Origin of the sequence: Micromonospora sp. NPDC007271 (genome assembly GCF_040634005.1) — a bacterium.
In the GTDB taxonomy this organism is placed as follows: domain Bacteria; phylum Actinomycetota; class Actinomycetes; order Mycobacteriales; family Micromonosporaceae; genus Micromonospora.
Genome location: NZ_JBEYER010000003.1, coordinates 113,433 through 119,588, shown reverse-complemented (window position 1 = coordinate 119,588; position 6,156 = coordinate 113,433). Strand labels below are relative to the sequence as shown.

General features: G+C 73.9%; 7 protein-coding genes. 3 read left to right on the top strand and 4 right to left on the bottom strand.

Going from position 1 to position 6,156, the window contains the following annotated elements:
• The first annotated feature begins 56 nt into the window (after window positions 1–56).
• Together ABZ570_RS02435 and nudC are read left to right on the top strand one after the other, a co-directional pair.
• Window positions 57–1,394, top strand: a complete 1,338-nt coding sequence (locus ABZ570_RS02435) for a pitrilysin family protein (protein WP_358055914.1) — start codon at window positions 57–59, stop codon at window positions 1,392–1,394.
• Window positions 1,395–1,431: 37 nt separating this feature from the next.
• Window positions 1,432–2,376: an NAD(+) diphosphatase gene (gene nudC / locus ABZ570_RS02430; protein ID WP_358055913.1), complete on the top strand. Its 945-nt coding sequence runs from the start codon at window positions 1,432–1,434 to the stop codon at window positions 2,374–2,376.
• A 170-nt stretch (window positions 2,377–2,546) separates the two neighbouring features.
• Here nudC and ABZ570_RS02425 read toward each other — a convergent pair whose 3' ends face one another.
• From ABZ570_RS02425 to ABZ570_RS02415, 3 genes are all read right to left on the bottom strand, one after another.
• A complete protein-coding gene (locus ABZ570_RS02425; RefSeq protein WP_358055980.1) occupies window positions 2,547–2,816 on the bottom strand; it encodes a hypothetical protein in 270 nt (89 codons plus the stop codon).
• A 212-nt stretch (window positions 2,817–3,028) separates the two neighbouring features.
• The gene (locus ABZ570_RS02420; protein WP_358055911.1) at window positions 3,029–3,268 is read right to left on the bottom strand and encodes a DUF397 domain-containing protein; all 240 of its coding nucleotides are present in this window, start codon (window positions 3,266–3,268) and stop codon (window positions 3,029–3,031) included.
• A 74-nt stretch (window positions 3,269–3,342) separates the two neighbouring features.
• The gene (locus ABZ570_RS02415) at window positions 3,343–4,320 is read right to left on the bottom strand and encodes a helix-turn-helix transcriptional regulator (RefSeq protein ID WP_358055909.1); all 978 of its coding nucleotides are present in this window, start codon (window positions 4,318–4,320) and stop codon (window positions 3,343–3,345) included.
• Between the two features lie 219 nt (window positions 4,321–4,539).
• Here ABZ570_RS02415 and ABZ570_RS02410 point away from each other — a divergent pair, with 219 nt between their 5' ends.
• Window positions 4,540–5,817 carry an MFS transporter gene (locus ABZ570_RS02410; protein WP_358055907.1) on the top strand — a complete coding sequence of 426 codons (1,278 nt, stop codon included), beginning with the start codon at window positions 4,540–4,542 and terminating at the stop codon, window positions 5,815–5,817.
• A gap of 47 nt (window positions 5,818–5,864) precedes the next feature.
• Here the strand turns inward: ABZ570_RS02410 and ABZ570_RS02405 are convergent, their stop codons facing one another.
• The gene (locus ABZ570_RS02405; protein ID WP_265005085.1) at window positions 5,865–6,107 is read right to left on the bottom strand and encodes a mycoredoxin; all 243 of its coding nucleotides are present in this window, start codon (window positions 6,105–6,107) and stop codon (window positions 5,865–5,867) included.
• Between the last annotated feature and the right edge of the window lie 49 nt (window positions 6,108–6,156).

The window sequence follows — 6,156 nt, the reverse complement described above, 5'->3', positions numbered from 1 at the left end:
AGCGCGAGGAGTGAGCCGGGTTTGCGAGCCCCGCAGTCGCGAACGGAGGAGGGCCAGTGACGGCGATCGTGGAGACCGGGGCCCGGCCGCTGCCGCCGCTCGGCCCCACCCGCAAGCTCAAGCTGCCGACCCAGGCCGAGCGCACGCTCACCAACGGGCTCACCGTGATCGCGGTACGCCGGAAGGCGGTCCCGCTGGTCGAGCTGCGGCTCTGGATGCCGTTCGGGCGCGCTCACCTGGCGCGTGGCGCGATGCTGGCGCAGACCATCCTCTCCGGCACGGCGACTCACACCGCGACCCAGATCGCCGCCGAGCTGCAGAAGGTCGGCGGGGGCCTCTCCGCCGGGATCGATCCTGACCGGCTGATGCTCTCCGGGGCCAGCCTGGTCAGCGGCCTGGGCAGGATGCTGGAGCTGCTCGCCGACGTGCTCACCGGGGCGATCTACCCCGCCGACTGGGTGGAGACCGAGCGGGACCGGCTGGTCGACCGGATCCAGGTCGCCCGGAGCCAGCCCGCCCACCTGGCCCGGACCGCGCTGCTCAAGCGGATCTACGGCCGCCACCCGTACGCGGTGCAGACCCCCGAGCCGGACCAGGTCCGTACGGTCCGCCCGCCCGTGCTGCGCCGGCTGCACGCCGATCGGGTGCACCCGGCCGGTGCGGTGCTGGTGCTGGTCGGCGACGTGCACCCGGACCGGGCGTTGGACGCCGCCGAGCAGGCACTGTCCGGGTGGAGCGGTGCCGGGCACACGGAGGAGCTGCCGCCGGCCCCGCCGCTGGAGCCCGGCCCGCTGCTGCTGGTCGACCGGCCCGGTTCGGTGCAGTCCTCGTTGCGGGTCGCCCTGCCGGCGGTGCCCCGCACCCACCCCGACCACGCCGCGCTGCAGCTGGCCAACCTGGTCTTCGGCGGCTACTTCTCCTCCCGTTGGGTGGAGAACATCCGCGAGGACAAGGGCTACACGTACGGGCCGCATTCGCTGATCGAGCACTCGGTGGCCGGGTCGGTGCTGGTCGCCGGTGCCGAGGTGGCCACCGAGGTGACCGGCCCCGCGCTGCTGGAGACCATGTACGAGCTGGGCCGCCTGGCCGCGCTCCCGCCCAAGCCGGACGAGCTGGAGCAGGCCCGGCAGTACGCCCTCGGCACGCTCCAGCTCGGCATGTCCACCCAGGCCGGGCTGGCCTCGCTGACCAGCGCGTACGCCGGCAACGGGTTGCGCCTGGACTTCCTCGCCGAGCACGCCGCCCGGCTGGCGAAGGCGACGGTGGACGACGTGGCCGAGGTGGCGGCGCGCTATCTCGCCCCGGCGAAGGCGGTCACGGTGGTCCTCGGCGACGCCGAGCGGGTCGCGGAGCCGCTGGCCGCGCTCACCCCCGTGCGGACGGAACCGGCGTGAGCGCGCGAACCGTCAGGCTCAGCAGCGGGGCGGCGGCGTGAGCGGCGAGACCACTCCGCCGCTGGCCCGGTCGACGCTGGACCGGGCGGCGCACCGGCGTACCGACCCGGACTGGCTCGCCGAGGCGTGGGAGCGGGCTCGGGTGCTGGTGCTGGACTCGGCCGACGACGGCCGAGCTCTGGTCCGTGGCGCGGCCGCCCCGCCGGAGCTGGTCCTGGTCGGCTCGGACGAGCTGCCGGAGGTGCCCCGGTCGGTGCCGATGTTCCTCGGCGTCGAGCCGGACGGCGTGCCGGTCTTCGCGGTGGACGCGCCGCTGCCCGAGTTGCCCGGCACCCGCCGGGCCAACCTGCGCGAGGTGGGTCACCTGCTGGCCGACCGGGACGCGGGGATCTTCACCACCGGGCTGGCCCTGCTGAACTGGCACGTCCGGCACGGGTACTCGTCGGTCACCGGGCACTCCACCCAGGTCGACGAGGCCGGTTGGTCGCGGGTCGACGCGCTCGGCGAGCGGGTCTGGCCGCACACCGACCCGGCCATGATCGTGCTGGTCCACGACGCGGTGGACGGCCCGGAGGGGCGCTGTCTGCTCGGCAGCAACGCGGCCTGGGCGGGCACCCCGGGGGAGCGCCGATACTCCTGCCTGGCCGGCTACGTCGAGCCCGGGGAGTCGGCCGAGGCCGCCGTGCTCCGCGAGGTCCGTGAGGAGGTCGGCGTCCGCGTCGCGGAGATCGCGTACGCCGGCAGCCAGTCCTGGCCGTTCCCCGGCTCGCTGATGCTCGGCTTCCTGGCCCGCGCCGACGCCGACGAGCCGATCCGGGTGGACCCCGCCGAGATCGCCCACGCCCGTTGGTTCACCCGCCGCGAGGTCGGCGCCGCGCTGGCCGGGGAGCCGGTCGACGTCGACGGGGAGCGACTGGTCCTTCCGCCGCCCTCGTCGATCGCCCTGTTCCTCGTCCACCGCTGGCTCGACGGGCACTGCTGACCCGCCGCCACCTTGCCGGCGCGCCGGGCGGGCGGCCCGTCTGGAATACGGCCCCGGCCCGGAACCGTCGTTGCCGCGGCGGCTCCGGGCCGGGAACACGGGCCGTCGTGGCCGGTGCGGCGAGGAACGCGGCGGGGGAGCCGGTCCGGCCACGACGGGCGTCGGGTGGGTCAGCTGCCGCCCCACCGGTAGGGGTCGGCGGGATCGTGCTCCTCGAGCGGGAGCACCTTGACCCGGTGCCGGCCGGCGCGTACGGCCCCCACGCACGCCAGGGCCCGAGCCAGCAGCAGAGCCGCGTCCCGGTCCTCGGCGTGGACGACCTGGCGGCGCGGCTCCGGCGCGGTGGTCTCGTCGCGCAGTCGACCACCACCTGCCCAGGCGGCGGCGATGTCGGTGTCGGCGGCGGCACGGATCTCGGTGCGGACGATCAGGAACCGCATGATGTCCCCCGGGTGCGGACGGACGGATACGCGCTGGAACTTCCACGTCACTCTTTCGACATGTTACGCCCGGTGGCCGTCCCAGCAAGTGAAACTCGACGGTCGTTCGCGCCCGTGGACTGATCGGATGAGTCCAGGTCAGCCCGGTTGTCGGGGGTGGACACACGACGGGGCCGCCGGCGCGAGCCGACGGCCCCGGGGTGCTCGGCGGATCAGTTCAGCGCGAACTGCCCGTTCTTCGCACCGGCGATGAAGCCGAGCCAGCCGGCCCGGTTGAACAGCAGCACCGGCCCACTCGGGTCCTTGCTGTCCCGGAGCGCCACCGCCGCCGGCCCGGTCCGCAGGGGTGCGACCTCGACGCAGTTCGAGGTCTGGCTGCGGGTGCTCTTACGCCAGGCGGCGCCGGCGAGCTGCGGCGCGAGGTTGGACGAGCTGTTGCGGATCTCGTTCATGGTTCTGCTCCTGGTCTGGAGTGCTCCGATGGGACGAGTGACGCCGCGCGGGCCGGACGGAATGTCCGCTTGGATCACCGGTCCGGCGTCAGGCGCCCCGAGTCGCGGCGGCGCTGGGCCGGCGCCGTTGCCGGCCCGAACGCCGCGGTGGACTCGACCGCCGTTTCGGTCAGCCGTCCCGTCGCCTCGATGAGCCAGGAGAGGGTGTCCGATGCGGAGAGCGCCGCCGAGCATAGCCACTCGAAGGCCACTTTATAGCGATTTAGGGTGTTTGCCTCGGTCGACATGACGTCGGTGAACCCACCTTCGATGGCCAGCGTCTCCGGGTCGAGCGGATCGGCGAACCGGTAGACCGAGAAGGCGGTCGGCGGGAGGTACCAGTCGCCGACCCGGGTGTCCCGCAGCAGCAGGTGCAGCGTCACGTTCGGCAGCATGGCCAGCTCGCAGAGGTGCACGACCTGCTCGTGCAGCACCTCGCGCGGGCCGGCGCGGCGGCCGAGGGCCGCCTCCTCCAGGACCGCCGTGTAACGCGGCGCGTCGGGGCGGGTCAGCAGCGACTGGCGGGCCTGGCGGGCGCGTACCTCGGTCTCCGGATCCTCGCTCTCCGGGTCGCCGGCCTGCTTCGCCACCCTGGACGCGGAGCTGATCCGGTGCCAGGCGTAACCAGGGGTCTGGAGCAGCCCGGGGACCAGCACCGGGTTGTACTCCGAGATCTCGGCGCAGCCCGCCTCCAGCTCGGCGAAGGCGCGCTGCTGCTGGGTCATCACCGGGAAGTTGCGCAGCCAGCCGCGCATGTCGCCGGCCTCCACGGTGATCCCCAGCAACTCCTCGCGCAGTTCGCCGTCCGCGCCGTAGAGGGTCAGCAGGACGCCGACGTCGTCCGGGTCGGGGCGGCTGCGCCCGTTCTCCAGGCGGGACAGCTTGGACGCGGAGGCCCAGCCGATCCGCTCGATGACCTGGTCGCCGGTGAGGCCGGCCTGCTCACGCAGTCGGCGCAACTCGGTGCCGAGCCTGCGACGGCGCAGGATCGGGCCTGGTGCGGCAGGAGGCACGGTGTCCTCTTTCCGTCGACCGCCGCAGGACGCGACGGTAACTGTATGAAGTTCGCCCCCCACGGCCAGTATGGACGGCGCGACCGGTGTCGGAGGTTCCGGCGAGGGCGTGTCTCGAGACAAAAAGAGGACTCTGGCGGGTCGTCGGACCGGCCCGGACGAGAGCGTCCCGCCCGGACACCCGCCCCCGACGCGCGCGCCCCCGCCGGAGGAAACCCGATGCGCATCGTTCTGCGTCGCCCCGACTTCCGCCTGCTCTTCGCCGCCCTGCTGGCCAGCATGGCGGCCGAGTCGATCCTGCTGCTGGCCCTCGCCGTCTGGGCGAAGGACCTGACCGGCTCGGACGGCATGGCCGGGGCGGTCATCTTCGCGATCATCGCGCCGATGGCGTTGGCGCCGCTGGTCGGCTGGGTCGTCGACCGGTACCGCCGCCGGCCCTTCTTCCTGGTCGCCAACCTCGGCACGGCGGTGCTGCTCGGGCCGCTCTTCATGGTTCGCGACCGCGCCGACGTCTGGATCATCTACCTGGTGGCGGCGTGCTACGGCCTGTCGTACATCGCGTTGAGCGCGGCGCTGAGCGGGCTGATCCGGCACCTGGTGCCGAGCGAGCTGCTGGCCGACGCGAACGGGGTGCTGCAGACCGTACGGCAGGGCCTGCGGCTGGTCGGCCCGCTCGCCGGTGCCGGGCTCTACGCCGCCGTCGGGGGGTGGCTGCTGGTCACGCTCGCGATGGCCGGTTTCCTCGCCGCGGCGGCCGTGGTCGGCCTGCTCCGGGTCACCGAGTCCGGGCCGCCCGGCGCCGAGCTGCGCTGGCCGGCCGAGCTGGGCGCCGGCCTGCGACACCTGGCCGGCGAGGCCGCGCTGCGCCGGGCCCTGTTCGGCTACGGGCTCGGCTCGCTGGTGATGGGCTTCACCGAGTCGCTGATCTTCGCGTACGTCGACCTGGGGCTGCGCCGGGACGCGGCGTTCGTCGGCGTGCTCGTCACCGTGCAGGGCATCGGCGGGCTGGTCGGCGGGCTGGTCTCGGCCAGCGTGGTACGCCGGGCCGGGGAGGTGGGGGCGCTCGCCGCCGGGGTGACCTGCTTCGGGCCGGCCGCGCTGGCGCTCGCGTACCCCCGGCTCTGGCTCGGCGTGGTGGCGCTGGTCCTGGCCGGGGTGTCGCTGCCGTTGACCATGGTGGGGCTCAACACGCTGATCCAGCGGCGTACCCCGCCGGGGCTGCTCGGCCGGGTGGCCGCCGCCTCCGAGGCGCTGGTCAGCGGTCCGCAGGCGCTCTCCATCGGCACCGGCGCCCTGCTGGTCGGCGTCGTCGACTACCGCCTGCTGTTCGCCCTGGTCGGCGTGGTCACCATCGCCGCCGGGGGGTACCTCTGGCGCAACCGGGGCCTCACCCCGCCACCGTCAGCCCCCACTCCCGTCCCCGCCCCCCGCCGCTCCCCGGAGGCCGCCGTTGATCACGAGGTTGTGGTCGCGACACGCCGGTCCCGAGGGCGATGACCTCCTGGTCAACCCGCTGCTCCGGGGGGCGGGGTGGGGCGGGTGGGTCAGCTGGGGAGGGCGGCGAGGTGCTGCTTGACCTGGGTGATCGAGGGGTTGGTGAGGGCGCTGCCGTCGGCGAAACGCAGGGTCGGGACCGTCTGGTTGCCGCCGTTGACGCTCATCACGAACTCCGCGGCCTTCGGGTCCTGCTCGATGTCGACCACCTCGTACGCGATGCCCTCCCGGTCGAGCTGCGACTTCAGCCGGTGGCAGTAGCCGCACCACGGGGTGGAATACATCGTCAGCATGGTCAGGTCCTCCAAGGGGATGGCTCGCGCCCGGTCCGGTCAGGCCAGG